Raw genomic sequence first — 23,412 nt, 5'->3', positions numbered from 1 at the left:
TTTTTTCACGATCTAAAAAAAAATAGTTTTAAAATTACGACATTTGAATAAAATTGACCAAAAATTGCCTAAATCGTTTCTTTGTTTTATTATTTGTTAACAACATAAAAGATTTAAAGTATTTGGCAGTTTTTTTACATAAAAAAGGATATTACTGAGAAAATAATGTTGGAGAAAGTCATTGATTAATGGAGACTTCATTTTTTTGTCAAAATACAAAAATTCCGAAGAATTGGCTTCTGGTGGACAGTCGGAAAAAGGGGAAAGAGTAAAGTTTTAGCAGCAAAGGCATTCTTTTGAGAGGAGAATGGTCATGGATTTTCGTGCAGTGTTAGGAACAAGCAATAAGCGGCGATTAGCATTAGTGGAGCAGCTCTATTATCATCGTGATGGATGGTCCAGCGATCAATTATTAAGCGAGTTGAATTGCTCGCTGCCGATTTTGTTAAATGATATCGAATTGATCAATGAGGAATATCCGAGTTTTCAGATTATAAAAACAAAAGGGCTCTACCGCTTAATTGTCGATAAAAAAGTCAGTTTGGGGAACTTGTATGCCAATATTTTGAACACGAGTCCGGAATTTCAGATTATTGAGGAGCTCTTGTATGAGGAGTGCGAGAATATCACTGCTCTAGCCAAAAAGCTGTATCTCAGTTCTTCTAATACACAACGGTATTTAAAAAAAATCGAGAAGGCTTTAACCATGGCTGGTATGGACCTGTGTTATCGTCCCTTACGAGTGGAGGGGAACGAAGGAGAGATTCGGAACTTTTATTACCGTTTCTATACTGAGAAACAAAAGGCTTTTGAAAGTACCATGCCAAAGCTGCCGACAAAGCATTACCATATTATTGAACGGTATGTGCAGGAATTCGTGAGAGTCAATCAGATCCATGAAAAGTATGTTTTTCAAAAACGATTGATCTACAATTTCTACGTCAGTACCTGGCGGATGAAAAATGGTCATGAATATCCTAGAGAAGACTTACGGACTGAAGGATTAGTCTTGCCGATGGAGATCGAGTACAAGGAATTGAAGCAAGCAGTTAGAGAAGGAGCGGACATGGAGCTGACCCCAGACATGGTGCGGGATGGTCTTTGGTTGACCTTTTCAGATTCAATCGTGTTCAGTGTTTCACATAGAGAGCTTGCGCTGACCGATAATGCAAAGTATCAGCAGCTGTTTATGCGCCATTATGAATTAGTGGATGACTATAATAAAATGCTAGGCTATCGTTTAGATAAGCAAAGCAGGATCGACTTGGCGACAGTATTATCAAATGATTTCTATATGTATGATCCTCAAGGACAATATGTGTGTCTGCTGTGGCGTAACCGGACTATGTTCCTATCAGAAGTGTCGAAAATATACAATCGCGGTGTTGAAAAAGTTAGAGAGCTGGTACAAAGCTTCGTCGATAAATACGAAATGTATCAGGAAGAAGATTTTATTCGTGATTATACTTATTTACTGATCACGATGGAAGAAAGAAGTATGGAGTGGCTGGCAAATCAGGGACCACTTTTAAAAATTTTATTGCTGTCTGATTTAACGCCCACAGAAGAGAGTTTCTTAGCAAAACAAATTTCAGATACGATCTATGGAAATTTCATGATCGTTCATTTTGAAAAATTATCCGGCGGCACGCTGCAATTACAAGATGAGTTAAAAAAATACGATTGCCTGATCACCACGGGCTCAGCAGAAGGATTACCGGAGGACTATCCGGTCGTTGTGATTGATCCCTTCTTGACTAGACTAAGTACACGCTGGATTCAAGAAACGATTAGTGAGCTGGAAGAAAATCGAAGCCTTGTTTCTATGGTAGAATAGTTAGCGAAAGAAGGCTGACTATGAATAGTATGGAAAAAATCAATCAATTTCGCGATGAAAGAAACTGGCGCCCATTTCATAATGAGAAGGATTTAGCATTATCAATTTGCTTAGAGGCGGCCGAACTGCTGGAGCTTTTTCAATGGAAGGATTCAGAAGAAGCACGGACACAAACAGAGCGCTTGAAGGAAGAACTGGCTGATGTACTGATTTATTCTTACATGATGGCTGATAATCTGGATTTCGATATTGATGAGATCATCAGTGAAAAATTGAAGAAAAATGCGATTAAGTATCCAGTGGAAGAAGCGTAAATCTATTACAAGGAAAGCCCCTTTTCAAAGCGAAAAGAGGCTTTTTGTTATTCATGTAATTCCAGCGGCAGTCCATCTGGGTCAAAGAAGAAGGTCATCTTCTCACCAGTGAAGTCATCGGTTCGTAAAGGTTCGCATTCGACACCGTGGCTAGCTAAATAAGCAACCGTCGCTTCAATCTCTTTGGTCTTGAAAGCTAAGTGACGTAGGCCGGCGGCTTCTGGAAAACTTGGCCGTTTTGGCGGGTCTTGTACGGCAAAGATTTCCAATTCCGCGTCATTAAGCTGTAGATCTAATTTATAATCTTGACGCTCTGGTCGGTAATTTTCGCGAATGATCGGCAAACCGAGAATATCGACATAAAAATGGCGGGCTTTTTGATAGTCCGACACGATGATAGCGACGTGATGGATCGCAGAAAAATCTGGTTTAGGCATAAAAACATCCTTTCTGTTTTTCTCTTATTGCTCAAAAGCAGAAAACGCTCGAGCCGCTTTTATTCATTATAAGCTAGTTGGTTAAAAAAAAGTATGTTATACTTCAATCAATTGAATAGAAACATTTGGGGTGCTGTAATGCTGAGATTATACCCATGGAACCTGATGCAGTTAAGACTGTCGCAGGGAAATGTAGCTAGTTGACTGATCGTACCCGACCATTTTCTTTTGGTTGGGTTTTTCTGTCTTTTACTCCTCTTGTTTCTTGCAGAAAGGAGTTATTTGTCGTGGAGAAAAATAAGATCCACAAGTTAACGTTACTGGCGCTGATGATCGCATTGGATGTCGTGCTTTCGCCATTGATGCGGATCGAAGGGATGGCACCAATGTCCAGCGTCATGAATATCATCGCCGGGGTATTATTGGGACCAATCTATGGGACAGTGATGGCAGTGGTCTGTGCCTTGATTCGGATGACGATGTTGGGGATTCCGCCGTTGGCATTGACGGGTGCGGTATTCGGCGCATTCTTTGCAGGATTATTTTATCGCTTAGGCAAGAAATTGATCTGGTCGATGCTGGGAGAAGTCGTTGGTACGGGTATTATTGGTTCGCTTTTGTCTTATCCTGTGATGGTTTGGTTCACTGGCAGTCAAAATGATCTGTATTGGCTGATCTATACGCCAAGATTTGTCGGGGCGACGCTGATTGGTTCGGCGATTGCTTTTGTGGTGTTAGTTAAATTACAGGAAACAGCAATTTTTAAACGCTGGCAGCGGCTGTTTTCCAGTGAAAGGATGTTTGGATGATCAAAACGAACTTTTCAAAAATATTTCCGTTGGCGGATGGGCCGTTAGTTCATTGCATAACCAATGAAGTCACCTGTGAGACAGTGGCGAATGCTTTGCTCTATGTTGGGGCGAAGCCGATCATGGCTTCTGATTTCAGAGAGTTTGAAGAGCTGTTTCAAAAGACCGATAGTTTGCTGCTGAATATTGGTCATTTATCGGAAGAACGAGAAAAAAGTCTGATTGCAGCGAGTAAATTAGCGAATAAAGTGCAGAAGCCAACGGTGGTTGATTTGGTTGGTTATGGTGTCAGTCGAGTTCGTGATCAGGTAGGCCGTTCTTTGGTGGAAGAAAAACCATCAGTCGTAAAGGGCAATATTTCCGAATTGCGTAATTTCTGCAATTTACCGAGTTATGCTCGTGGAGTGGACGGTAGCGAGCTGGATCAAAGGGATGAAGCAATCGAAGAATTGATCGAAGCGATGCAGAATTTAGTAAGGTCGTATCCGCAAACCACTTTTTTAGCGACCGGCAGTCAAGACATTATCGTCGATCAAAAGCATGGTTGGCGATTAACCAATGGGGTACCTGCATTGGATCGTTTTACTGGAACGGGGGATATCGTTGGAGCATTGATCGCGGCTCTATTAGGCAGCGGAGTAGGAACTACCGATGCGGTCATTTCTGCAGTCAGCTATTTTAATCTTTGTGGGGAACAGGCGAAAGACGAGATTGGGTTAGCCGCTTTTCGGCAAGAAACCTTAAATCAGCTTTCGGTATTGATGGAAGAAGATTGGTGGACTGAAGTGAAGGGATGGGGAAAGTAATGGATTTAACATTGTATCTAGTGACTGGGCGTTATGATTTTAGCGACGAGAAATTTTTGAGCGTGATTGAGGAAGCCTGCAAAAATGGTGTGACATTGGTTCAATTACGAGAAAAGGAATTGGTATCGGGAAGATTTTATGAGCTTGCCTTGAAGGTAAAAGCGATCACGGATCGTTACCAGATTCCTTTGATCATCAATGATCGGGTGGATATTTGTTTGGCTGTCGATGCGGCAGGTGTGCATATTGGCGATGATGAGATGCCAGTAGATGTTGTTCGTTCTCTGATTGGACCAGAAAAAATCTTAGGTGTTTCAGCGAAGACAGTGGAACGAGGATTAGAAGCTGAAAAAGCTGGTGCGGATTATTTAGGAATCGGTGCGATTTATCCAACGAAAACCAAAGATACCCCACTGACGTCTAAAGAAATGCTAAAAGCCATTAATGAAGCGGTGAAGATTCCAAGTGTGGCGATCGGTGGGATTAAGGAAGATAATTTAGCGGATTTTCTTGGAACAGGGATTGCAGGCGTCTCGATCGTCAGTGAGATTATGCGGGCAAAAGATGTCGGTAAAAAGGTCCGTAGCTTAAGACAAAAAATTGATAAAGTACTGGGGGAACAAGCATGATCAATTCAACACCGCAAGTCGTAACGATCGCCGGTTCAGATTCTGGTGGCGGCGCAGGAGTTCAAGCTGATTTAAAAACGTTTCAGGCGCGTAAAGCCTTTGGTATGAGTATTATCGTGGCACTGACTTCACAAAATACTTATGGTGTGCAGGACAGTATGGCGATCCCCAGCGCATTTATCGAGGAGCAGTTTGATTCGTTGGCTGCTGATTTTACGATTGGAGCAGCGAAGACTGGGATGCTGGCAGATGTTGAACGTGTGGAGACTGTCGTGAAGAAATTGAAGCAAGTCGACTTTGGACCGGTGGTGGTTGATCCAGTGATGGTAGCGAAAGGCGGGCATCATTTGCTAGAAAGCGATGCAGTAAAAACGATCAATGAAAAACTATTACCATTAGCTGCCATTGTAACGCCAAACTTGCCAGAAGCAGAAGTGATTATTGGACAACGAATCGTCACAGATCATGAGATGATCGAGGCAGCGAAGAAGCTGCAAGCTTTCGGCACGCAAAATGTCATCGTCAAAGGCGGGCATAGCCAAAATGAGGAAGCCGCAGATTTTGTTTTACTGGCATCGGGAGAGAGTTTCTGGATGAGTGCGCCAAGAGTAGAAACAGCGAATACACATGGAACGGGCGATACCTTCTCAGCGTGCATCGCTGCGGAACTAGCCAAGGGAACAGAACTGAAGGAAGCGATCATTATCGGCAAGAAATTTATCCACGCAGCCATCAGCCAACCGATTTTTGTCGGTCACGGTCACGGACCAACCAACCATTGGGCAAAGATGTCTGGCGATATTTCGATCAAATAAAAAAAGAAGTTGAGTTCGTCTCAACTTCTTTTAATTTGCCTTCAAACAGATATCCTGTCCTTGTTCTTGCAGGTGAGCGACATGCTGTTCGCCCCAACTGCACAGGCTGTCTAAAATATCTGACAGACTGCGGCCGTATTCACTTAATGAGTATTCGACTTTTGGCGGGACTTGCTGATAGACTTTGCGGTCGATAATATTATCATCTTCTAATTCACGGAGCTGCTGCGTCAGCATTTTTTGGCTGATGCCGGTGATCCCGCGTTTCAAATCACTGGGACGCATCGGTCCGTGGCGTAGGTTACAAAGAATAATTGGTTTCCATTTCCCACCAATGACATCCATCGTGGCTTCTACGCCGATCATATATGCACGATTCTCCAAAAAAAATTCCTCCTTAAAATCTTGATGATATACAAAAGTTACTGAAAGGTACCTATAGTACAAAAAAGTGGGTACTTATCAAAAGGTCATCAACAGTATATAGTATCTTCTCGTAGGTTACAAATACTTTCTTTGGAGGAACAAAATGGAAAAGAAAATCTCACCAAACTTAACGTTACTGGCTCTCGCAATCAATGCCTTTGCGATCGGGTCAACCGAATTTATCAGTGTTGGACTTTTACCAATGATTGTGAAAAGCTTCCACGTCACCTTAGCTCAAGCAGGACTAACCGTTTCATTATATGCATTCGGCGTTACGATTGGAGCACCATTATTAACTGTTTTGACAGGAAAATGGAATCGCCGTAATTTGATGCTGGGGATCATGCTGCTGTTTATCAGCGGAAACTTATTAGCCGCATTTGCGCCAACCTTTACGATTTTGTTATTGGGTCGGATTTTAGCGGCGTTGGCTCACGGAATCTTTATGTCAGTTTCAACGGTTATTGCGGCTGATGTCGTAGAACCTTCAAGGCGGGCTAGTGCAATTGCTGTCATGTTCACGGGTTTGACCGTGGCGACAGTAACCGGTGTACCGCTGGGGACCTTTATCGGGCAGCAAACAACCTGGAATATGTCCTTCATCTTTATCGCAGCAGTTGGTTTGCTTGGTCTGATCGCCAGCAGTTTCTTAGTGCCGCGTCATTTACCGATTCCTGGCAAGGTCGATTTGAAAGGCTTTGCTCGCATCTTTACCAATAAGCCATTAGTGATGTCCTTCTTGATCACTGCCTTTGGTTACGGTGGAACATTCGCAGCGTACACGTATCTGTCACCAATTTTAGAAGACTTTGGCTTCACAGCAAGTGCGGTCGTGATTATTTTGATTGTTTACGGTGTGATGGTGGCGATCGGCAATACGGTCGGTGGACATTTTGCCAATGAAAAACCACTTGCTTCATTAATTAAAATGTTTGGGCTTTTGATGGCGGCACTCATTTTCTTGTTTGTCACGATCTTGATTGGAAATAATATTTTGGGCTTGCTGGCAGCGATGCTTTTGGGTTTGTTTGCCTTCATGAATGTCCCGGGCTTGCAATTGTATGTCGTACAGTTAGCGGAAAAATATGTACCGCAAGATATCACTCTTGCATCCGCACTTAATATCGCAGCCTTCAATATCGGGATCACATTAGGGTCAACAGTCGGAGCTCAGGTCACTGGTAAAATGGGCATTGCCTATACGCCAATTTTTGGTGCAGTGATTGTTTTACTAGCGATAGTTTTGATCACACAAGTAAAGAAAAGTGAATCAACCGAAGCGTTAAGCGAAATTGCTGAATGTGAAGAGTAAATCAAAAAGCCGTGAAGGATCGTCGTCACGGCTTCTTTGCATCATTCCAAATTTGCGCCAAAATATCCTTCAATACGAGGAAGGCATCTTGGTCATTGTAGCCATAATCCTTCTTCAAACGTTGCAGCATCTCTTTCATTTTTGGAACGTAATCATCTAATTGAACGTTTTGTTGATAAGTCGTTAAGACAGGATATTTTTCTGCCCAAACGCTTGTCCAGTCGACTTTCGCTTGTTTTTCTTCACTGGTTTTGGCGATAACTTCTTTGATATCGTTCAAGTCAGGGTCAAATTCGATCAGCTCATCTAGCGAAACTTTGTATGCGGCGGCCAATTTTTTTGACTGATTGATATCCGGCAGCGTTTCATCCAGTTCCCATTTTGAGATCGTCTGTCTGCTCACACCGAGTTTTTCCGCTACTCCCTCTTGAGACAGACCTTGTTTCTTTCGTGCATTGAAGAAATTCGTTCCTAGTGACATTCTTCATCCCTCCAAACTTTATATGTTCAGTTTAGCAGGATTTGAGCTGAAAACTAGCGATGATCTTTTGAACAGTTGCCCGTCTTCTTTACATTAACCAAGTGTCGGTTCTTTGCGGAAATGAATTAGGCAAGCAATCAAGACGGCTACTAATAAAGCCAATAAGAAAAGCAGTGAAATCTGTGAACCAGTAACGGTAGCCGCAATAAAGTCTGATTGAGACTGTTGTGCCAAGTTGATGATGGTCGCAACGATTGCCGTAGCAACAGCACCGGAAAATTGCTGCAATGTATTGAACAGCGTGTTGCCATCTCCGTATTCATCTTCTGAGAGCAAGTTCATGCCGGTGGTCATTAGATTGCTGTAAGAAAATCCGATGCCGATCATGTAAAAGACATGCCCTGCGACAAATCCGAGTAAAATCGGCGAACGTAATAAGAGTGTTAAGGCAATCCATCCAACCGTCGCAAAGCTTAAGCCAAGTAAGATTGGTTTTTTCGAACCAAAGGTATCCAAGACACGACCAGAGATCGGGGCTAGGATCGCACCGACTGCTGCACCGGGCATCATTACAAGGCCGGCAATAAAAGCATCTTTGCCTAAAACGATTTGAATAAAGTTTGGCAGGACAAATGAGATCCCTAACAGTAAAAACTGACAAACTAAGAAGCCGCATAAGAATAGGACGAAGACTTTATTTTTTAAGACTGTAATGCGGACTAGCGGATTCTTTCCCCGTGTCGCTTGACGATAGAAGATGATTAAGCCAATGATTCCAATAGCCAGAGAAGCAAGGCTGACCAAGCTTCCGATTTGATTTAGGAACATCAGCAGTCCGCTGAATAGCAGCGCCACACCAATCAGACTCAAAATATCCAATGCACCTGTTTTCTTGACTGGCATTTCTGGAATAGCATAAAGCCCGATTACCAAAGAGATGGCCAGAACTGGTAATAAGAATAGAAAGATCGCGTGCCAAGAAAGGCTGGCGGTCATGATACCGCCATAAGTCGGTCCAATCGCTGGGGCAATGGAAGTTGTAAGTGTTCCGACCCCCATCATCGTTCCGCGTTTATGCATCGGGGTGAAATTCAAAATAATATGGAACATCAACGGCAGAGTAATACCTGTGCTGACACCCTGCAACAGTCGCCCAATCAATAAAATACCGTAAGATGGCGACCACAGATCAATCACTAAACCGGCAATGAAAAAGAGATTAGCGACAATAAACAATTTACGGATCGAAAAATTTTTCAATAAATAATTAGAGAAGGGTACCATAATGGAGATCACTAAGAGATAAATAGTCGTGACCCATTGCACCATACCAGTGGATATTCCGAACTGTTTGATCAGGGTGGGGAAGGTCACGTTCATAGCAGTTTCGATCAGAACGCCGGCGAAGGACATAATTCCCGTGGCAAGGACAGCTAACAACAAATGGAGTTTCTTTTCTTTCATGTAATAACCTCACTTTATTTCGACAGATAACATTGAATAAGACGTTAGCTATCTCTGTTAATGTAGTAAATGGAACCTGTAGCTAACTCTTGTTGAAAAAAGCATTTTTCTTCACGCATACGATCCAACTAAACAGTGCTACATTTCAGAAGGCTTAATAGTAAAAAGATACTTCATTGCTATTAAATCTATGAAAAGTTGGACTCGCAAAAAGAGAGGTGGTTTCTAAATTAATAGAAACCGCCTCTCTCTCGACACGCGTTGCGTGTTATCTGTACGATTTATTCACAAAATGCATTGTAAAGCTTTTTATGAACAAGGTCAAGCTTAGCGTTGGATCAAAAAGCTGATGATGGCAAAAATTGCGATGTGTGCGGGATAAAAAATATAGAAGAAATTCCGCATACTGCGACCTTTTTCACCGTTATATAAAATAATCGGAATCGCTGAAAACATCATCATCCATTGATAATTCATGGTAAATGCGTGTTGTACACCGCCAGTCACTAATGTAATTAAAGCGATAATCACTAGCGCAGCAACTTGTAAAAATTTCTTGCCGTGGAAAAGATAGAACAGAACAGCCAGTAAAACAAATAGGATTCCGCCTTCAGTCAATAATACTGTTGGAACAAGTAAATTGAACGCTTGGAAAAATAGCAATCCAAATTTCGATTCAAGTAATCCGCTAGACAAAAGCACTATTACCAAAGCACTTAACAGTGTTGGCACTAAGAACCAGAGCAATCCTTTAGCGATTTTCCGCTGTTTGAAGTATTCACAGGCCTGCATGTAGACGGTGGCTAAAAATAGAGTACCAAAAATATTATTAATAACAATCGCATCGCCTACCGCGAAATAACGATTCAAAATCATATTAATGACGCCCATTAACCAAAATCCTGCTAATAATCGGAACATATATCTTTTTCGATTCCGAGTATGGATAAAGCCTTCAGAACTTTCAAATAGAAAAATCGGTGCCGCGATTCGTCCGATCCAATGGAACCACATAGGAACACCTAAAAATAAGAAAAATTCTGCAATATGATCGAGTACCATTGTTACAACCCCGGTAACCTTTAACTGGAAACCAGTCATTCCTTTATTCATTAAAAAAACCCTCTCTCTTTTCTTTGTTAACACAATACTGAAATTCTATAATATTCACCATGTATTTGACGAACAATAGGCTTACAAAAATGAGAGAATAAATGTCAGAAAATTCTTTAAACTTATTGACATCTAAAAGAACCTTCGTTATCATTACAATCATAAATTAATTTAATTGCCATTTAAATTTAATTTTAAAGAGGATGTCAGTTCTGCCTTTCGCAGTATCAATGAAGCTGATGTTTGGCAGAATGATATACGGCATGAAAATCAAATTCATTTTTCTCAAGAAAAATGAATACACTAACATGAATGAGGAGAATTTTTATGAACGCGACGACTACTTCAACAATGATTATTATTAGGCTGAGGACTTGAGGCTTGTTTTGAAAAAAACAGTTTGAAGTCCTGTTTGACATTTGTTGAGTGGGATTCTCCAGGCATCCCACCTACTCGGTGAGATGCTTTTTTGCGAGTTAAGCTTTTTGCAGTTTACCAAGCGTGAGACGTAATTATAAATTTTTAACGAAATAGTGGACAAGTAGTTTAGCTTAATCGTATGCAAGGCGATAATAAAACTCATTTTTCGCGCTTTTGGAAAAATGAATTCTTTAATAAGAGATAGCTGTCAGTCCAACTTCTCCCAGTTTAGTGATGCGTGAGATGGATTAAATCTGTTAAATCCAAAAACCTATGAACTGGTTTAGTGGATAATATATATTTAGAGAAAACTAATTGTTGATTAATTGTAATTAAAAAGGAGTGGAGAAAATGGAAAACAATGTAAAAAAGGTGAACTTTCAAGAGGCTGCAGTCTACACAGTTGAAACTACGGAGGCGCCACAAGCGATTGGACCGTATGTTCAAGGGAAAGTTGTGAATGGAATGTTGTATGCATCAGGACAAATTGCACTAGATCCTGTCAGTGGGGAATTAGTTGGGGAAACAATCGAAAATCAAACCTATCAGGTTTTACGGAATGTCGGTGGTGTCTTGAAGGCTGTCGGAGCAGATTATGACAAAGTTGTAAAAACGACTTGTTTTTTGAAAAATATGTCTGACTTTGCCGCGTTTAATCAAGTTTACGCCAGTTTTTTTGAGAAGGAGAAGCCTAGCCGTTCATGTGTTGGGGTAGCTGATTTGCCAAAAGGTGCTCTGGTAGAAGTTGAAATTGTTGCGGTTGTTGAGTAAAAGATAATTTAATAAATTCGTTTGAAGCCTTCCTATCAATGATTGGAATGTTTTTTCCGATTTCTTTTTTGAAAAATAGAAAAGGATAATTCATGGTATCAAGTTCTGGAGTTGACTAAATAAAAAAGCCCCGCTATGGTCAAAACCTGACCAAGAGGCGAGACTGTCAATATAAAAAGATAAATCAGATTCAATAATCATATGTGCAAAATAAAAATGAGTACCACCGCAGCAATGGTTTGGACCGCCCCAACGGATAAACCATAAATTAGGAAACGCGGTCCTTCTTTTAGGAATTTGCGAAAATCTAATCGCAGTCCGATCGCAGCCAAGGCAGTCGTTTCAAACCAAGTGCTGATAAAATGTGCACCATCGCTAAAGATTGGCGGCAACGAAAAGAAGCTGTTAATGATACAAAAAATTAAAAAGCAAGTGACATACCAAGGAATCGGGAATTTTTTCTTCGACTCCTTGGTTGTTTTTAGTCCATCCTTTTGCGCTTTACGTTCGAATAGGAAAACGACCACAACTAAGAAAATGATTCGCGTTATTTTAAAGAGCATCGCGTATTTGACCGTTTCAGGATTTACTAAGCTGGCGCCAGCGACGACCTGTCCGACTGACTGCAAGGTTCCGCCAAGCAGAGCGCTTTTGCTTAATAGTGCATTCCCGAATAGCGATATTCCTAAGAAGGGCAGCGTCAGCATCATCACGGTTCCTAGTAGATTGACCAGGGTAATGATTTGACCTTTTTCCTCATCGTTTGCTTCGATAGCTGGTGCAATTGCTCCAATCGCAGACGATCCGCAAACTGCATTCCCACCGGCCATCATTAAGGCCATTTTTTCATTAAAGCCAAGCTTTCGACCGAACCAGTAAGCACCAGAAATGACTGTTGCCATGATCAATATGATGAAGATCAGCCCTTTGAGCCCCATTTCTCCGATGGTTTGGAAGGTCACGGTAAAGCCCAGCAGGACGACTGAGTATTCTAATAAGCGGCTCTCGGAGAACTTCGTGCCAACGGCTAAAGCGGGCTGCTTGAATATCGTATTTCCTAAAATGATACCTAATAGAATTGCCAAGGTGGCTCCGCCAAGCTTCGGTACAAGCAGTGCGAGTAATTTTGCCAAGATAGCCACTCCCACGGACAAGCCCAGACCGGGCAGAATGGGTTTATTTTTAATATAAAGATTTGTAAACATCGTTGATCCTCTTTCTTATAATTAGTTTTCAGTTGGAGATTTATTTTTGATCGATCAAAAAGATAATGCGCGTTATTTAGAAAGTGTTTTTTACGAAAAGTTTTGCTGGTTTTCATTGACATTTCATTTGCATAACAAATTATAACCGATATCTTTCATTATTAGAATTTATTGATATAATACCTTAGATAGAAAAAGATAATGGAAGTGATTACGATGTTCAAATGGCTAGAAACATTCAAAGTAGTGTATGAGACCAAGAATTTTTCAAAGGCTTCAGAGATTTTATTTATTTCACAACCAACAGTCTCCGCTCAGATCAAACAATTAGAGAATGAATTTGGCACACAATTATTTATTCGCAGCGGCAGAAAAGAAGTTCTGGTGACGCCGCAAGCGGAGATTTTATATGAACGTGTCGTAGATCTGATGGACGACTGGGATAACTTGTATCAAGCAGTCCAGACCAATCAACAGCAGATTGTCCGCTGTGTGATCGGTGCTTCCCACACGTTTGCCAATTATGTATTGCCAACGCTCTTGATCCAATTGCATCAGGAATTTCCACAAATTCGTTTCAGTGTTCAGATGATGAATTCCTTAGAAGTTTTACAAGCTGTAGAACATCATACGGTGGATCTTGGTTTTATTGAAAAGCCATTGTCTGCGCCAAATATCAAGCGTTTTCCACTCATGGAGGATCAGTTAGTATTAGCTGGTGATACAGAAAAAGGTCCGTGGCTCGTACGGGAAAATACCTCGGGCGTTTATTACTATACGAAGCGTTTTTTAGAAGAAAAGGATATAAATGGACCTGTGATGGAGATCCAAAATAATGAAGTGATTGTTGGTCTGTTGCGGCAGGGGTTCGGCTGTTCACTGATTTCAGAGCGGGCGGTGGAAGATATTCCGCATCAACGATTGGACGATAGTTTTAAACGGAATTTCTATTTGATCCGACGCAAGACCAACGCTTCTGATGATATCGAAAAATGCGCTGACTTTATTTGTGAGTGGAGTAAATAGGAAAGATTCTTACTAGAAAGATGATATAATAAATAAGACTAAAGATATTGTCAGTAAAGAGTAGGAGGAGCAATAAATGAAGAAAGTTGGTTTGTTAGTTGGCTTACTGATCGGATTGCTATGTTTGCCTGTTTCTGTTGATGCTGCCGGAACAGCCATGTCACGTCTGTATAATCCTAACAGCGGGGAACATTTTTATACTGCTAACACGAATGAACGGGATAATTTGACACGAGTTGGCTGGCGCTATGAGGGAATCGGCTGGAACGCACCAGCGAGCGGCAATCCTGTCTATCGTTTATATAATCCTAACGTGGGGGACCATCACTATACCTTGAATACAAGTGAACGGGACACCCTAAAACGAGCAGGCTGGCGTTATGAAGGTATTTCATGGTACTCACCGAGCAGCGGGATCCCGTTGTATCGCTTGTATAATCCTAATGCGCGAACTGGGACTCATCACTATACGTTGAATGCGAATGAGCGAGATAACTTAAAACGAGCAGGTTGGCGCTACGAAGGTATCTCATGGTATGCGGTGCAGGGCAGCGCTCCTGAGTATATTCTATTGAATGCACCGTATATTAATCAAAACTCAGCCGGACTTCCGATGGGGTGTGAAGCAGCGACCTTACTACAAAGTCTGCAACTGAAAGGCTATGCTCGGAATTACAACCTGAAAAGCTTTATCAAAGAAATGCCTTTAGCAGCGGACAATAATCCGAATAATGGATTCGCGGGACGACCAGATATCGTGATGAACGGTGTTTATCAGTCAATCTTCCCGGCACCGTTAGCAAAATGGGGCAGTAGATATGGTAAAGTCGCGAATATCTCCGGCAGCTCTACAGCAACGCTGAAGCAGGAATTGCGCAATGGGAATTCGGTTGTGGTCTATGTTACGTTGAATTTCGCTAGTCCACAATATGGAAAATATTTCTGGGGTACTGGAATCGACAATGCCCATATTATGACCCTAGATGGATATAACCAAAGCAATAATACTTATCATGTTTCTGACCCGAATGCTGGAAAATATTGGGTAGCAGGGAATAAGTTTGAAGCTAGCTATAATCTTAAAAAATATGCAGTAGTTGTTAGATAGAAGAACTAACTGTAAATGCGTATCCTTAAATGATGGGCATTTACAGTTTTTTTGTATTGCAAAGACTGTCCATCTAAGAAAGATCGACAGTCTATCACTATTTGGGTTATTTATTTAAAGATGTAGAAAGTTCTTTTAAGAAAATAACGGCTTCTTCCAAACGTTGAAAATCAACGATTGATAAGTTGTCCTTCGGCGTATGCATCACCGCTTCCATCAATAAATACATTTGAGTCGAAGCGATAGCAACTGCTGGGATTCCAGCGCCAGCGAACAGCATATGATCGCCCATCGGCCAAGGCTCAACTTTTTCGACAGTCGGATAATCTGCTGCAAAGTTCTCTAGCTGCTCGGTCAGTTGTTCTGAACATTCATAGAGTGAGTATGAGATGGTACTATTTTGCATCCCGGCACCATCAACGTTAAAGGCAAATTCGTATTCTTCAGGTTGATTTAACGATTGTGCCATGAACGTCATTTCTCCCGGCATGGAATAGTAGTCCTCACCATTGAATAGAACAAACTCAAGTTGATATTCTAGGTCGGTCTGGATCAATTCTTCCGCCAGAGTCAGCAGTGCTGCAACTCCTGTTCCATCATCTAACGCACCAGGAGTAGTAGGTTTTGTATCAATATGAGCAGAATAGGCGAGTTTTTTGCCGGTGCCAAACGTTGCGATCACATTCGCAGCGGTAGCAGGTTTACGCTCAGTCATCAAACGTAATGTCGCGAACTTGTTATTCAATAGTGAGGATAACAGTGATCCTTTGACTGTTCCACATGGAACATTGAAGTCGCCATCCTGAATGATTGGTACTGGAACATCGTCAAGAAAGCTGACGGTAATAACAGCTAACGGTTGTTTTTCTTCAAGAGCACGAACAATCGCTTGATGCTCCTCAGGATTCCAGAAGATCATACTTTTCGGCATGATCGGTTCTTTACAAAGCTCTCCATACATCACACAGATTTTATCAGTCAAATTGGCTGCTTCTAATTCTTGGATGGTTTGAACGGCAACCAATTCACCGCTGACATCACATGGCATTGCATATTCTGCCGCCGCCACTTCGATTGCTTGACCATCAACAATCAATTCCGCACCATCATTTTGCCAATTCATACAAGGAAATTCCTGAAGTCGAACATCGTACCCTAAAGAACGAAACGTCTCAGCCGCATAATCAACCGCCGCTTTGTTTCCAGCTGAACCTGTCGCACGGGATCCGATTTCCTGACACAATTTTTCCATATGACGCACTAAACTATTTTTGATTTTCACTTTGATTTCCTCCTCTTAGTTGATAACATAAGTATAGAAGAGAAGAGGAAGCATTTCTTGACCTTCCTTGTGCACTTGTTGGATCGTTCAAGAAGAGATTGGAGGTATTATGGCAAACTTGGAGCATGCGGCAGCGGTAACGCGAATGCAAGCATACATTGATGAACACCTAGAAGAAGATGTTACCCTGCATGCATTAGCGAAGCAAGCAGGCTATTCACCGTGGCATTGTGCCAAGATGTTTAAAGAATATACTGATAAATCACCCTTCGAGTATATTCGCAAATTACGCTTATCCAAAGCGGCGCTGGTTTTGCGGGATGAACAGTTGCGAGTGATTGATGTTGCCTTGGATTTTGTCTTTGACTCTCATGAGGGCTTCACGCGAGCGTTTCGGAAACAATTTGGTGTTACTCCAAAAGCTTATCAAAAAAAGACACCACCGATCCCCTTATTCACACCTTATCCGGTGGAAAGCTACTATTTAATGGGAGAAGAGCATGACGATTTGCCGCCGCTATCGAAGAATTTACATGTGCGTTTGATTAACTTTCCGCTGCGCAAGCTGATCTTATTGCGCGGGAAAAAGGCGGATACCTATATTGATTACGCTCGTGAGGTCGGCTGCGATGTCTGGGGCATCCTTGCCAGTATCAAAGAAGCCTTGTATGAGCCGATCGGACTGTGGCTGCCAGAAAGCCTGCGACCAGAAGGAACATCGATTTATGCGCAAGGAGTAGAGGTTCCTTTTGATTATCACGGAATCGTTCCCGAAGGATTTGAAGTGATCGACTTGCCTGCTTGTACGATGCTGCTGTTTCAAGGTGATCCTTATGATGAGTCTCGTTTTGACGAGGCGATCGAAGCAGTGATGGAACAGATTGATATATATGATCCAAGTCTGAATAATTGCCAGTGGGCTGAAAATGAAGGACCGCGTATTCAATTGGAGCCTCAGGGTTATCGCGGTTATATCGAAGCACGACCGGTCCATTTTACTTAAAAATCAAAAGCTTGTGAACTTTCTAAATAAAAAGTTTGCAGGCTTTTTTCATTCTATATATGAAGGGAAAATTCGGGTCGATTTTTTGTCAACCGTTTAAATAAAAAATCAGCCGAAAGTCTGAGGCGCGTCCCTACCCGAATGCTATAATTAGCTCAATCACAGATAACAAATAAATCAGAAAAAGGTTGGGATAAAAATGAAACGAAGAGGTTCAGGTATCATTGTTGGGATTGTCGTCATCGCTCTGGCAATCGGAGCATATTTGGTAACGACATATAACTCATTGGCTTCAGCGAAAAACGATGTGGATGCAAAATGGTCGCAGGTGGAGAACGTGATGCAGCGGCGAGCAGATTTGATTCCAAATCTTGTAAACAGTGTTAAAGGCAGCATGAATCATGAAGAAAAAATCGTTGAGCAAATCACCGATGCGCGTAAAGCATACAACAATGCGAAGACACCGGCAGAAAAGAATGCTGCCAACAATCAAATCGATCAAAGCCTAGGCACAATGGTAAATGTCATTCAAGAAGACTATCCAACGTTGGCTTCAAATGAAAATGTCAAAACCTTGATGGTTCAATTAGAAGGTACAGAAAATCGGATTTCAGTTGAACGGAAAAACTATATTGAACAAGTCAATGATTACAACCAAAGTCTAGTTCGCTTCCCGAAAAACATGGCAGCGAAAGTATTAGGCTTTGATAAAAAGGCAAACTTTAAAGCGGATGAAGGAGCTAAAGAAGTCCCAGACGTTAGCTTTGAATAAGAATGGGTGAGAGAAAATGAAAAGGGAATCGCGTACTTCAGGGGAACGAATCCATCAAGAGGTTGTTGAGAATTATCGTAAGCTGCGTAAACGGAATGGGTTCTTTTCCTTAATTTTAGTTGTCGTGTTATTGATCAGCGGGTTTGGACTGTTCAGTCTTTTTACAAGTAACGGGTATGGAGAGAAGAAGGCGACCTATGATCAGCAGTTAACGAAATTAGATCAAGAACGAGAAGATATTTTGTCTGGTAAGAAAGTCACAGCTAGCAAATCCTTTAAATCAGCTATGAATGAGAATCTAGAAAATTTGAAGGAGTATCCGAATAAAGCCAATAACTATGATGTGGCGATTGATGGAACCGATGGTCATCTGACTATCAATAAGAACAACATCTTTATTTCTGATAATGCCAATATGCTGAGTCAGAAAACAAAGCAAAAGATCTACCAAATGAACAAACAATTAGCGGCAAGCACGAATGGTGCGCAATTTCAAATCGTTACAATTCCGGAGCTGCCGCGCGGGGAAGACATCGAATCCTATGCCAATAAGATATTCAATCAACTAGGAATCGGCGATAAGACTGAGAATAATGGTGTGTTATATCTAATTGCACTGGACGAACGAGAATTTCGTTTGGAGGTTGGATATGGTCTGGAAGGACTGATTCCCGATGGTAAAGCCGATGATATCATCAATAATGATGACGTTGTGGAGGCCTTCAAGGACGAGGATTACGATGCAGGGGTCAATCAGGTTTTGGATGAAGTGTTCGAGATTATGAATACAAAGACAGCTCTAGTAGATTCACAAATCGAAAATGTTAAGAGTCAACGGACACAGCTGATGGCTTTCCATTGGATCGGAGTGGTGCTCCTAGGTATATTGGCGCTCGCTAGCTTGCTGTTGGTAGGCAATCTTCTACGAGCACGCGTTTTCCTAAAAGAAAACTACAAGAAATATCAATCGGAGACCGCTTCGGTTACCGGCGATGAAGAATTGCAGCGGACGGTTAAGCATACAGAGCTGTACCACATCTTGTTAAGTGGTTTACTGATCGGGATGTCGGTGAGAGGCATCAGACGGGCGATCATTCAAGGAAGATTGTTGCGAAATCCTTCCGCGGAGAAGAAAATGTTCGGTCGTATACTTATTGGAGATACACTATACTCCGGCAATGGTGATGTATTGACTACGGCTTATCTAGCGTCAAATTACAATTCCAATAACTGGTCTGATAATGACAGCGGATCAGGCGGCGGCTCCTCTTGGGGGTCTTTCGGCGGCGGTTCATCCGGCGGTGGTGGAGCATCAGGTGGATGGTAATAGGATAGCAACGAAAGGAGCGTGGGACATTTTGTCCTGCGTTTTTATTTTGTTTTAAAGACTCTTACAAGCAGAATAGCGGACATAAAAATTGTGAATTATGCGAATCTTTGCCGCTTTCTAAGCTGTTCCTGACTATAATGAACATGAAGACTTTTTATTTTTTGTCCGTTGCAACGGTCAAAAACGAGTGAAGCGTTTTCTTTCTGACGAGTTATGATAAAAACAAGAAGGGGAGGTTGATAGCCGTGGGAGCAAAGAATAATCGTGAACAAAGGCTGTTACTACTTCTAACGAAACGACATGACTATATCACATCCGATGAATTGGCGGAGCACCTAGGAACTTCGCAAAAAACCATTTATCGTCTGATCAAAAAAATCAACGAAACCTATGGTGACGGATTGATCCAGTCAGAAAAGGGGCGAGGCTACAAATTAGATTACGAAAAGTACATCGGCCAGACAAATTTTCAACCTAGTCAGCGGAGTCAATATTCTCCGCAGGAGCGCAGAAATCGTGTGATGGAGGAGTTATTGCTTTCCTCGCCGAATGCGAAGAATGTCTATGACTTGTTTGAAGAATATTATGTTGGCGAGTCGGTCATCTTCAGTGATGAGCAGCTCATCGCGGAGCATCTGCAAAGCTACAATCTGAGCTTAGAGCGGAAGCAGCGGACATTAGCCGTTCTGGGAAAGGAAGCTAATATTCGCCGTGCGATTGCTGATTTGATCCAAATGCACAACATCATTGAGATCGATGAACTAAAGAACAATTCAGAACTAAACTTTAATAATTATGACGTGCTGTTTATCTTAGACCAGCTGAAGCTGATGGAAAAGCAATTGGAAATGACGATTCCTTATCCATACAATGTCAATATTTTCTCTCATTTATATATTTTAATTAGTCGTTTGCGGAAGGTTCGCAAGCTACCGAATGAAGAAATGAGTCCGCTTTCTCAAACGGAACAAAAAGGGCTGCAACAAGACACCGCCCTTTATCAAGTTGCCAAAGCGGCGATCGTTCAAGTTGAAAATTATTTACACAGCGACTTGCCGGAGTCAGAAGTGTACTATCTCTATCAGTATCTGACCTCATCCCGGATGCAGGGATCCTTAAGCAAAGTTACCAAGTTTTCTACAAAGGTCGTGGAGATCACGAATATGTATTTAGATGGAATGAGCCAGCGGCTGAATATCCCGATCAAAGGAGATTCGATCTTTCTTGACTTAGCGAATCATATCAAGCCGATGATCAATCGCCTGGACCATGGAATTCATGTAAAAAACAGCTTGTTAGATCAAATCAAGATGACCTATGAAACAATCTTTGCCGATGTTGCGAATGTTTCAGATGAAGTCAGCCAGCGCTTTGATTTATCAAAGATCAATGAAGACGAGAACGGCTTTATCACCTTGTACTTTGCCCGCATCATCGAGACGAACCAGCTGCCGATCCGCACGGTGATCATGTGTACGACTGGTGTTGGAACTTCGGAGCTTTTACGAGTCAAGATCGAGAAGAAATTTCCTGAGTTGGAAATCGTGGATGTAGTAGCTTCGCGGGACGCGAAACGCTTCACGGAGAAATATCCGGGGATCGATCTGATTTTAACAACGATTAGTGTCAGCGATACGATTCCGATTCAGTCCCTATTGGTCAGTGCGATGTTTACGCGAGATGATCAAAATCGACTACAAAAGAAAATCGAGGCGATCTATGATGAACGATAATTTTTTCAGCGTCTTTTTAGACCAACCGTTAACAGATAAAGATCAGATTCAGCGCTTTATCGCAGAATTCGCCAATCCAGCTGAAGCGGAAGAGCTGATTGATTTATTGAAGCAGCGGGAAAAGGTCGGCAATACGATGATTGCTGAGCATGTGATCCTGCCCCACTTGGAAAGTCCGAAGATCAAGCAAAGCCAAGTTTTATTGATTCGTTTGGCAGAAGCAATTGATTTGGACGAGGGAACGCCAGAGGTTCAACTAATCATCACGATTTTACTGAAAAGCGACGAAAGTCAAGAAATAAAGAAACAGATTGCGCAATTCACGCGCCAGTTAGCAGACGATGATTTTTTAGCAGAATTATTGAATGTTGAAGGCGAAGAACTTTTTTACCAACTATTAGAAGACAACAATTAGGAGGGAACAACATGAAAATCGTTGGAGTAGCAGCATGTACAGTGGGAATCGCCCATACTTATATCGCTCAGGAAAAATTAGAAAACGCCGCAAAAAAAGCGGGCTGTGAGATGAAAGTAGAAACACAAGGAACAATCGGGATCGAAAATGAATTAACCCAAGAAGAGATCGATCAAGCCGATATTGTGATCTTAGCAGTAGACGTAAAAATTTCGGGACGGGAACGTTTTGATGGGAAGCGGATTATTCAAGTACCGACGGAAATTGCGGTCAAATCACCCAATAAATTGATTGAAAAAGCGCAAGAGGTTGTTGCTCAAAAGGTTTAGGAGGAAGTCAAATGGAAGTAAAAGATATCGTTGATTTAGACATCGTCAAAACCAATATGACCGCCAAGACCAAAGATGATGCTTTGAATGATTTGGCGAACCAGTTACTGAGCAATGGCTATATCTCAGAAGTAGAGGGATTTATTAAAGATATTTACGCACGAGAGGCGGAAGGCCAAACGGGCATTGGAAATTATATCGCGATCCCCCATGGAAAGAGCGCCTACGTCAATAAAGTCGGAGTAGCCATCGGAATCAATCAGGAAGAGATCCCTTGGGAAAGCTTGGATGGCAAAGGCGTGAAGGGCATTATTCTTTTCGCAGTGGGGAATGATACTGACGGTGCGACCAATCATTTGAAATTGTTGTCGCTTTTTGCCAGAAAATTGGGGAACGATGAAGTGGTCGGAAATCTGTTGCAGGCGAAAAAGCCAGAAGATGTTGTTGAAGCATTCGCTTAATGGAGGAAGAAAAATGAAAAAAATTAAAGAGTTAAATCTTAAAGGGCACTTATTGACAGCGATCTCTTACTTAATTCCGATCGTCTGTGGTGCTGGGTTCTTAATCGCCATCGGAATGGCCTTTGGCGGTTCCAGTCAAGATGCATTAGTTCAAGGTGAGTTTACGATCTGGGATGCCTTAGCTACGATGGGCGGTAAAGGGTTAGGGTTATTGCCAGTTGTTATCGCGACCGGAATTTCATACTCGATCGGTGGAAAACCAGGGATTGCCCCCGGATTCATCATTGGTTTGACAGCAAATGCGATCGGTGCAGGCTTTATCGGCGGAATTTTAGGTGGTTACTTAGCAGGTTATCTAGTATTAGCAATTTTAAAATATGTCAAGCTGCCAAATTGGGCAAAAGGCTTGATGCCAACGCTGATTATCCCATTCTTAACATCGATTATTGGTGGCCTGATCATGGTGTATATCATTGGTGCGCCAATTGCTGCACTAACAGGATTATTAACAAACTTCTTAGATGGATTAGGCAATTCTTCACTATTGATCTTTGGTGGTGTGATCGGTCTACTGAGTGGTGTTGATTACGGCGGTCCTATCAATAAAACAGTCTTCGCTTTTGTATTGACGATGCAGGCGGAAGGGTTAAATGGACCGATTACCGCTTTACAGCTGGTTAATACGGCAACACCGATCGGTTTTGGTTTAGCTTTCTTTATCGCGAAATTATTCGGCAAGAATATCTACACGAAATTAGAAGTTGAAACACTGAAATCGGCCGTTCCTATGGGTGTCATCAATATCGTTGAAGGTGTCATTCCATTAGTTATGAATGATATCGTGCGAGGTGTCGTAGCAACAGCGATCGGTGGTTTTGCCGGCGGAGCAACGACGATGATCTTAGGTGCGGATGCGACAGTCCCATTTGGTGGAGTACTGATGATTCCGACTATGTCGAAGCCATGGGCAGGTGTGATCGCGATCTTAGTCAATGTAGTCGTGACAGCGGTAGTTCTCGCGGTTATTAAGAAAAATGTCACCGAAGAAGACGCAGCGCTGCAAGTTGAAAAAGAAGAAGACGATATTAATTTAGAAGATATTCAAATTTTTTAG

The 23,412-nt window shown here is 41.9% G+C and carries 25 protein-coding genes and 1 riboswitch; of the genes, 18 read left to right on the top strand and 7 right to left on the bottom strand.

What is annotated here, in order from left to right:
• The first annotated feature begins 313 nt into the window (after window positions 1–313).
• Window positions 314–1,837, top strand: a complete 1,524-nt coding sequence (locus tag E6139_RS13480) for a helix-turn-helix domain-containing protein (protein WP_316403587.1) — start codon at window positions 314–316, stop codon at window positions 1,835–1,837.
• A 20-nt stretch (window positions 1,838–1,857) separates the two neighbouring features.
• Window positions 1,858–2,151, top strand: a complete 294-nt coding sequence (locus tag E6139_RS13475) for a nucleotide pyrophosphohydrolase (RefSeq protein ID WP_316403586.1) — start codon at window positions 1,858–1,860, stop codon at window positions 2,149–2,151.
• Between the two features lie 47 nt (window positions 2,152–2,198).
• On the opposite strand, the gene E6139_RS13470 is transcribed toward E6139_RS13475, so the two are convergent.
• Window positions 2,199–2,588 carry a VOC family protein gene (locus E6139_RS13470; protein WP_316403585.1) on the bottom strand — a complete coding sequence of 130 codons (390 nt, stop codon included), beginning with the start codon at window positions 2,586–2,588 and terminating at the stop codon, window positions 2,199–2,201.
• 116 nt (window positions 2,589–2,704) lie between these two features.
• Window positions 2,705–2,794: riboswitch (TPP riboswitch) on the top strand.
• 123 nt (window positions 2,795–2,917) lie between these two features.
• On the opposite strand from E6139_RS13470, the gene thiW reads away from it, so the two are divergent.
• Genes thiW through thiD form a run of 4 tightly spaced genes read left to right on the top strand, consistent with a single transcriptional unit; the run spans window position 2,918 to window position 5,647 of the window.
• Window positions 2,918–3,397: an energy coupling factor transporter S component ThiW gene (gene thiW, locus E6139_RS13465; protein ID WP_316403604.1), complete on the top strand. Its 480-nt coding sequence runs from the start codon at window positions 2,918–2,920 to the stop codon at window positions 3,395–3,397.
• Window positions 3,394–4,203 carry a hydroxyethylthiazole kinase gene (locus E6139_RS13460; RefSeq protein WP_410470538.1) on the top strand — a complete coding sequence of 270 codons (810 nt, stop codon included), beginning with the start codon at window positions 3,394–3,396 and terminating at the stop codon, window positions 4,201–4,203. The genes thiW and E6139_RS13460 overlap by 4 nt, the downstream gene beginning before the upstream one ends.
• Window positions 4,203–4,832: a thiamine phosphate synthase gene (gene thiE / locus E6139_RS13455; protein ID WP_316403584.1), complete on the top strand. Its 630-nt coding sequence runs from the start codon at window positions 4,203–4,205 to the stop codon at window positions 4,830–4,832. Before E6139_RS13460 ends, thiE begins: the two co-directional genes overlap by 1 nt.
• Window positions 4,829–5,647 (top strand): bifunctional hydroxymethylpyrimidine kinase/phosphomethylpyrimidine kinase, encoded by an 819-nt coding sequence (thiD, locus tag E6139_RS13450; protein WP_316403583.1) that lies wholly within the window; start codon window positions 4,829–4,831, stop codon window positions 5,645–5,647. The genes thiE and thiD overlap by 4 nt, the downstream gene beginning before the upstream one ends.
• 30 nt (window positions 5,648–5,677) lie before the next feature.
• Here thiD and E6139_RS13445 read toward each other — a convergent pair whose 3' ends face one another.
• Entirely contained in the window at window positions 5,678–6,031 is a 354-nt protein-coding gene (locus E6139_RS13445; RefSeq protein WP_316403582.1) for a helix-turn-helix domain-containing protein, read from the bottom strand.
• Between the two features lie 145 nt (window positions 6,032–6,176).
• Here E6139_RS13445 and E6139_RS13440 point away from each other — a divergent pair, with 145 nt between their 5' ends.
• Window positions 6,177–7,385, top strand: a complete 1,209-nt coding sequence (locus tag E6139_RS13440; protein ID WP_316403581.1) for an MFS transporter — start codon at window positions 6,177–6,179, stop codon at window positions 7,383–7,385.
• Window positions 7,386–7,410: 25 nt separating this feature from the next.
• Here the strand turns inward: E6139_RS13440 and E6139_RS13435 are convergent, their stop codons facing one another.
• From E6139_RS13435 to E6139_RS13425, 3 genes are all read right to left on the bottom strand, one after another.
• A complete protein-coding gene (locus tag E6139_RS13435; RefSeq protein ID WP_316403580.1) occupies window positions 7,411–7,866 on the bottom strand; it encodes a helix-turn-helix transcriptional regulator in 456 nt (151 codons plus the stop codon).
• Between the two features lie 93 nt (window positions 7,867–7,959).
• Complete coding sequence (locus E6139_RS13430; protein WP_316403579.1) at window positions 7,960–9,330, bottom strand: MFS transporter; 1,371 nt, start codon at window positions 9,328–9,330, stop codon at window positions 7,960–7,962.
• 327 nt (window positions 9,331–9,657) lie between these two features.
• Complete coding sequence (locus tag E6139_RS13425; RefSeq protein ID WP_316403578.1) at window positions 9,658–10,443, bottom strand: TraX family protein; 786 nt, start codon at window positions 10,441–10,443, stop codon at window positions 9,658–9,660.
• Window positions 10,444–11,214: 771 nt separating this feature from the next.
• Here E6139_RS13425 and E6139_RS13420 point away from each other — a divergent pair.
• Window positions 11,215–11,634, top strand: coding sequence for a Rid family detoxifying hydrolase (locus E6139_RS13420; RefSeq protein WP_316403577.1), 420 nt, complete (start codon window positions 11,215–11,217; stop codon window positions 11,632–11,634).
• 197 nt (window positions 11,635–11,831) lie between these two features.
• Here the strand turns inward: E6139_RS13420 and E6139_RS13415 are convergent, their stop codons facing one another.
• A complete protein-coding gene (locus E6139_RS13415; RefSeq protein WP_316403576.1) occupies window positions 11,832–12,839 on the bottom strand; it encodes a YeiH family protein in 1,008 nt (335 codons plus the stop codon).
• Between the two features lie 216 nt (window positions 12,840–13,055).
• On the opposite strand from E6139_RS13415, the gene E6139_RS13410 reads away from it, so the two are divergent.
• Both E6139_RS13410 and E6139_RS13405 read left to right on the top strand, forming a co-directional pair.
• Window positions 13,056–13,865 carry a LysR family transcriptional regulator gene (locus tag E6139_RS13410; protein WP_316403575.1) on the top strand — a complete coding sequence of 270 codons (810 nt, stop codon included), beginning with the start codon at window positions 13,056–13,058 and terminating at the stop codon, window positions 13,863–13,865.
• A gap of 76 nt (window positions 13,866–13,941) precedes the next feature.
• Window positions 13,942–14,973, top strand: a complete 1,032-nt coding sequence (locus E6139_RS13405) for a C39 family peptidase (RefSeq protein ID WP_316403574.1) — start codon at window positions 13,942–13,944, stop codon at window positions 14,971–14,973.
• A gap of 106 nt (window positions 14,974–15,079) precedes the next feature.
• Here E6139_RS13405 and E6139_RS13400 read toward each other — a convergent pair whose 3' ends face one another.
• On the bottom strand, window positions 15,080–16,255 hold the full coding sequence (locus tag E6139_RS13400) for a M28 family metallopeptidase (protein WP_316403573.1): 1,176 nt from the start codon (window positions 16,253–16,255) through the stop codon (window positions 15,080–15,082).
• Window positions 16,256–16,364: 109 nt separating this feature from the next.
• Between E6139_RS13400 and E6139_RS13395 the strand changes: the two genes are divergently transcribed.
• The 8 genes from E6139_RS13395 (at window position 16,365) to E6139_RS13360 (ending at window position 23,412) form a co-directional block, all read left to right on the top strand.
• Window positions 16,365–17,258, top strand: coding sequence for a helix-turn-helix transcriptional regulator (locus E6139_RS13395; protein ID WP_316403572.1), 894 nt, complete (start codon window positions 16,365–16,367; stop codon window positions 17,256–17,258).
• A gap of 199 nt (window positions 17,259–17,457) precedes the next feature.
• Complete coding sequence (locus E6139_RS13390; RefSeq protein WP_316403571.1) at window positions 17,458–18,030, top strand: LemA family protein; 573 nt, start codon at window positions 17,458–17,460, stop codon at window positions 18,028–18,030.
• A gap of 16 nt (window positions 18,031–18,046) precedes the next feature.
• Window positions 18,047–19,357, top strand: coding sequence for a TPM domain-containing protein (locus tag E6139_RS13385; protein ID WP_316403570.1), 1,311 nt, complete (start codon window positions 18,047–18,049; stop codon window positions 19,355–19,357).
• Between the two features lie 248 nt (window positions 19,358–19,605).
• Window positions 19,606–21,093: a BglG family transcription antiterminator gene (locus E6139_RS13380; RefSeq protein ID WP_316403569.1), complete on the top strand. Its 1,488-nt coding sequence runs from the start codon at window positions 19,606–19,608 to the stop codon at window positions 21,091–21,093.
• The gene (locus tag E6139_RS13375) at window positions 21,083–21,508 is read left to right on the top strand and encodes a PTS sugar transporter subunit IIA (protein ID WP_316403568.1); all 426 of its coding nucleotides are present in this window, start codon (window positions 21,083–21,085) and stop codon (window positions 21,506–21,508) included. The genes E6139_RS13380 and E6139_RS13375 overlap by 11 nt, the downstream gene beginning before the upstream one ends.
• An 11-nt stretch (window positions 21,509–21,519) precedes the next feature.
• Window positions 21,520–21,837: a PTS fructose transporter subunit IIB gene (locus E6139_RS13370; RefSeq protein ID WP_090404353.1), complete on the top strand. Its 318-nt coding sequence runs from the start codon at window positions 21,520–21,522 to the stop codon at window positions 21,835–21,837.
• An 11-nt stretch (window positions 21,838–21,848) separates the two neighbouring features.
• A complete protein-coding gene (locus E6139_RS13365; protein ID WP_316403567.1) occupies window positions 21,849–22,298 on the top strand; it encodes a fructose PTS transporter subunit IIA in 450 nt (149 codons plus the stop codon).
• A gap of 13 nt (window positions 22,299–22,311) precedes the next feature.
• Window positions 22,312–23,412 carry a PTS fructose transporter subunit IIC gene (locus E6139_RS13360; RefSeq protein ID WP_316403566.1) on the top strand — a complete coding sequence of 367 codons (1,101 nt, stop codon included), beginning with the start codon at window positions 22,312–22,314 and terminating at the stop codon, window positions 23,410–23,412.

This window comes from Enterococcus sp. (assembly GCF_032555305.1).
Classification (GTDB): Bacteria; Bacillota; Bacilli; order Lactobacillales; family Enterococcaceae; genus Enterococcus_A.
The sequence above is the reverse complement of the archived record's forward strand: the minus strand, read 5'-3'. Positions and strand labels throughout refer to the sequence as shown.

Excerpts from the sequence above, each read along its gene's own strand:
- E6139_RS13375 (WP_316403568.1), top strand. The coding sequence starts at position 21,083 with ATGAACGATAATTTTTTCAGCGTCTTTTTAGACCAACCGTTAACAGAT.
- E6139_RS13475 (WP_316403586.1), top strand. The coding sequence starts at position 1,858 with ATGAATAGTATGGAAAAAATCAATCAATTTCGCGATGAAAGAAACTGG.
- E6139_RS13420 (WP_316403577.1), top strand. The coding sequence starts at position 11,215 with ATGGAAAACAATGTAAAAAAGGTGAACTTTCAAGAGGCTGCAGTCTAC.
- thiD (WP_316403583.1), top strand. The coding sequence starts at position 4,829 with ATGATCAATTCAACACCGCAAGTCGTAACGATCGCCGGTTCAGATTCT.
- E6139_RS13385 (WP_316403570.1), top strand. The coding sequence starts at position 18,047 with ATGAAAAGGGAATCGCGTACTTCAGGGGAACGAATCCATCAAGAGGTT.
- E6139_RS13405 (WP_316403574.1), top strand. The coding sequence starts at position 13,942 with ATGAAGAAAGTTGGTTTGTTAGTTGGCTTACTGATCGGATTGCTATGT.
- E6139_RS13460 (WP_410470538.1), top strand. The coding sequence starts at position 3,394 with ATGATCAAAACGAACTTTTCAAAAATATTTCCGTTGGCGGATGGGCCG.
- E6139_RS13410 (WP_316403575.1), top strand. The coding sequence starts at position 13,056 with ATGTTCAAATGGCTAGAAACATTCAAAGTAGTGTATGAGACCAAGAAT.
- E6139_RS13435 (WP_316403580.1), bottom strand. The coding sequence starts at position 7,866 with ATGTCACTAGGAACGAATTTCTTCAATGCACGAAAGAAACAAGGTCTG.
- thiE (WP_316403584.1), top strand. The coding sequence starts at position 4,203 with ATGGATTTAACATTGTATCTAGTGACTGGGCGTTATGATTTTAGCGAC.
- E6139_RS13370 (WP_090404353.1), top strand. The coding sequence starts at position 21,520 with ATGAAAATCGTTGGAGTAGCAGCATGTACAGTGGGAATCGCCCATACT.
- E6139_RS13430 (WP_316403579.1), bottom strand. The coding sequence starts at position 9,330 with ATGAAAGAAAAGAAACTCCATTTGTTGTTAGCTGTCCTTGCCACGGGA.
- E6139_RS13360 (WP_316403566.1), top strand. The coding sequence starts at position 22,312 with ATGAAAAAAATTAAAGAGTTAAATCTTAAAGGGCACTTATTGACAGCG.
- E6139_RS13395 (WP_316403572.1), top strand. The coding sequence starts at position 16,365 with ATGGCAAACTTGGAGCATGCGGCAGCGGTAACGCGAATGCAAGCATAC.
- E6139_RS13480 (WP_316403587.1), top strand. The coding sequence starts at position 314 with ATGGATTTTCGTGCAGTGTTAGGAACAAGCAATAAGCGGCGATTAGCA.
- E6139_RS13365 (WP_316403567.1), top strand. The coding sequence starts at position 21,849 with ATGGAAGTAAAAGATATCGTTGATTTAGACATCGTCAAAACCAATATG.
- E6139_RS13415 (WP_316403576.1), bottom strand. The coding sequence starts at position 12,839 with ATGTTTACAAATCTTTATATTAAAAATAAACCCATTCTGCCCGGTCTG.
- E6139_RS13440 (WP_316403581.1), top strand. The coding sequence starts at position 6,177 with ATGGAAAAGAAAATCTCACCAAACTTAACGTTACTGGCTCTCGCAATC.
- thiW (WP_316403604.1), top strand. The coding sequence starts at position 2,918 with ATGATCGCATTGGATGTCGTGCTTTCGCCATTGATGCGGATCGAAGGG.
- E6139_RS13425 (WP_316403578.1), bottom strand. The coding sequence starts at position 10,443 with ATGAATAAAGGAATGACTGGTTTCCAGTTAAAGGTTACCGGGGTTGTA.
- E6139_RS13470 (WP_316403585.1), bottom strand. The coding sequence starts at position 2,588 with ATGCCTAAACCAGATTTTTCTGCGATCCATCACGTCGCTATCATCGTG.
- E6139_RS13390 (WP_316403571.1), top strand. The coding sequence starts at position 17,458 with ATGAAACGAAGAGGTTCAGGTATCATTGTTGGGATTGTCGTCATCGCT.